The organism is Actinoplanes sp. NPDC051633 (assembly GCF_040681735.1).
Taxonomy (GTDB): domain Bacteria; phylum Actinomycetota; class Actinomycetes; order Mycobacteriales; family Micromonosporaceae; genus Actinoplanes.
This window is the reverse complement of record NZ_JBFAZH010000918.1, coordinates 1-3,178: the sequence shown is the minus strand read 5'-3', so window position 1 is coordinate 3,178 and position 3,178 is coordinate 1. Positions and strand designations below refer to the sequence as shown.

Annotated in this window: 3 protein-coding genes; all 3 read left to right on the top strand. The window is 72.7% G+C overall.

Annotated elements, in window-relative coordinates:
* The coding region (locus AB0M20_RS34490) for a DUF4173 domain-containing protein (RefSeq protein ID WP_364304542.1) at positions 1-1,451 on the top strand (1,451 nt) is incomplete at its 5' end.
* 105 nt (positions 1,452-1,556) lie between these two features.
* Positions 1,557-1,925, top strand: coding sequence for a DUF485 domain-containing protein (locus tag AB0M20_RS34485; RefSeq protein ID WP_364304541.1), 369 nt, complete (start codon positions 1,557-1,559; stop codon positions 1,923-1,925).
* A 40-nt stretch (positions 1,926-1,965) separates the two neighbouring features.
* Positions 1,966-3,178 (top strand): cation acetate symporter (locus AB0M20_RS34480; RefSeq protein ID WP_364304540.1); only part of this gene is annotated, 1,213 nt, incomplete at its 3' end.

Here is a 3,178-nt window from a genome sequence, read left to right as displayed (position 1 = left end):
TGGCCGCGGTCAGCGTGCCGCTTGACCGCGGTGGTGTCGGGTGGCTGGTCACCGCCCTGGCCGGCACCGCCGCGCTGCTGGGCATCCGGCTGCTGCCGGCCCGCCGGACCGCCGCGGACCGGCTCATGCCCGCGCTCACCGCGCAGCGGAGGGCGACCGATCCCGCACGCTTCGCCTGGGCCACCGCGACCGTGGCGCTGCTCGGCGTCGGCACGCTCCGCGCGGCCGGCTGGCTCGTCCTGCTCTGCCTCGCCACCGCGGTGGTGACCGGCGCGTTGGCGGTCGCCGGTGGCCGGTCGATGCGCGAGATGACCGCCGCCACCCTGTTCAGCCTGATCGCGCCCTTCCGCGCTCTGCCGTGGGTGAGCCACGCCCTGGCCACCCTGCGCCGGAGGACGCCGAACGGCAACGGCACGCGAGTGGCCGCCACGATCGCGACCGCGGTGGCCCTGCTCGTCGTCTTCGGCACCCTCTTCGCCTCGGCCGACGAGACGTTCGCGCGTGTCCTCGAGAACGCCGTCCCGGATGTCGACGTCCCCGTCCTGGTCCGCTGGACGTTCGTCTTCGTCGTGGCCGGCGGCATCCTGGCGGGTTCCGCCTTCCTGCGCGCCGGGCCGCCGAGCCCGTCCACAAAGGATCCGGCGGTCCGTAAGGTCAGCCGCTTCGAGTGGGCGTTTCCGTTGGGCCTGCTGGTGTTGCTCTTCGCGCTCTTCGTCGCCGTGCAGCTCACCGTCCTCTTCGGAGGGTTTGAGCACGTGATGCAGACCGACGACCTGACCTTCGCGTCGTACGCCCGCAGCGGCTTCTGGCAGCTGCTCATCGTCACCGGCCTCACCCTGCTGGTGCTGGCCGGCGCGGCCCGGTGGGCGCCGCGGGCGAACCGCGCCGACCGCATCCTGATCCGGGCGATCCTGGGCGCCCTGGCGGTGCTCACGCTGATCATCGTGGCCTCCGCGCTGCACAAGATGACGGTCTACGCCGACACCTACGGCCTGACCCGGATGCGGCTGGTCGTCGGGCTCTGCGAGGCCTGGCTGGGCGTCGTCTTCGCGCTGATCGTGGCGGCCGGCATCAAGCTGCGGGCGGCGTGGCTGCCGCGGGTGGCGGTCGGGCTCGGCGTGCTGACCCTGCTCGCGCTGGCCGCGATCAACCCCGACGGCCTGATCGCGGACCGGAACGTGACGCGATTCGAGAAGACCGGCCGGATCGACACGGCGTACCTCGCGGATCTCTCCGCCGACGCGGTCCCCGCCCTGGACCGGCTCAACTCGATCGACCCGCCGAAGGCCGGCTGCATCCTGAACAGCATCGAGGCCCGGCTCGGCGACGATCCGGACGACTGGCGCGGCTGGAGCTACGGCCGGGCACACGCCCGCGAGCTCCTGGCCGCGAACCCGCCGGTGACCTCGGAGGTCTGCGTCCCGAGCTACCGCGACTACAGCGGCGACTGAGCCCCGGCGATAGTGGTAGCTCAGCCACCTGTCCGACCCCTGGACGCGTCCCTGAGCTACCACTTTGTGGCTTGACATTGCCTCACAGGCGGCAAGACTCCGGGCATGGAGTCACGGCGGGTTCGGGTGGTCCTCGGGGAGGCGGCCGCGCGCCGCCCGCCCGCCGACCCCGCCCACGCCGACCTGGCCGAGCAGACCCCGGTCGGCGAGGCTCTGGTCCGGGGGCTGGTCCGGGCGCAGCTGGCCCTGGCGGTGCGGCTCTCGCTGGTGGTGGCCACCGGGCTCGGCGGGTTGCCACTGCTCTTCGCGGTCGCCCCCGACATCGGGCGGATGCGCGTGTTCGGCGTACACCTGCCCTGGCTCCTGCTCGGTGTGTTGTCGTTCCCGTTCCTGTTCATCGTCGGCTGGGCGTACGTGCGCTGGGCGGAACGCAACGAGCAGGACTTCACCGCGGTGATCCGGCGGCCCGAATGAAGGCTGACCGAGTGCGGGCTGACCGACTGAAGGCGGCCGCGTGAATCCGTATGTCATCCCGGGCCTGGTCGTGGTCGTCCTGGTCACGGTCGGCATCGGCGCGTACGGCCTGCGCTTCGCGCGGACCACCTCGGACTTCCTGGTCGCCTCCCGATCGGTGAGCCCCGCCTGGAACGCGGCCGCGATCAGCGGTGAGTACCTCTCCGCCGCGTCCTTCCTCGGCGTGGCCGGCCTGGTCCTGCGCTACGGCGTGGACGTGCTCTGGTACCCGGTCGGGTTCGCCGCCGGCTACCTCGCGCTGCTGCTCTTCGTGGCCGCCCCGCTGCGCCGCTCGGGCGCCTTCACGCTGCCGGACTTCTGCGAGGTGCGCCTGCGCTCGCCGATGCTGCGCCGCCTGGCGACCGTCTTCGTGATCTTCATCGGGTGCCTCTATCTGGTGCCCCAGCTGCAGGGCGCCGGGTTGACGTTCACCACGGTCACCGGTGGCTCGTACGCGTGGGGTGCCCTGCTGGTGGGGCTGGTGGTCACCGCGAACGTGGCGCTGGGCGGGATGCGCGCCATCACCTTCGTGCAGGCGTTCCAGTACTGGCTCAAGCTGACCGCGCTGGCCGTACCCGTCATCTTCCTCGCGTGGGCGTGGCAGGCGGACGGCCGACCGGCCGTCACCCCACCGGACGGACCGGTCTTTCCGGCCGTCACCACGGTGACCTTCGACCAGGCGGCCCGGCTGACCCTGCCGGACGGCACCACGGACGAGGTCGAGCCGGGTGCGGAGAGGACCTACGACGCGGGTACGCCGGTCCCGCAGGTGAGCACCGTCGACGACCGCCGCGGCCTGGACTGGCTGCTGCCCGGCGGCGACCGCAGCCTGTTCGCCACGTACTCGCTGATCCTGGCGACCTTCCTCGGCACGATGGGCCTGCCGCACGTCCTGGTCCGCTTCTACACGAACCCCGACGGCGCCAGCGCCCGCCGCACCACCCTGGTCGTGCTCGGCCTGGTCGGCCTGTTCTACCTGCTCCCGACCCTGTACGGCGTGCTCGGCCGGATCTGGACGCCGCAGCTGCTGATGACCGGGCGCACCGACGCGGTGGTGCTCATGCTCCCGGAGGCGGCGCTCGGCGGCGGCCACCTCGGCCGGCTGCTCGGCGCGCTGGTCACCGCGGGGGCGCTCGCGGCCTTCCTGTCCACCTCGTCCGGGCTGCTCACCAGCGTCGCCGGGGTGGTCTTCACGGACGTGCTGCGGGCCGAGC

Bases quoted from the DNA above. Each gene is read 5' to 3' on its own strand.
- AB0M20_RS34485 (WP_364304541.1), top strand. From the start codon at position 1,557: ATGGAGTCACGGCGGGTTCGGGTGGTCCTCGGGGAGGCGGCCGCGCGC.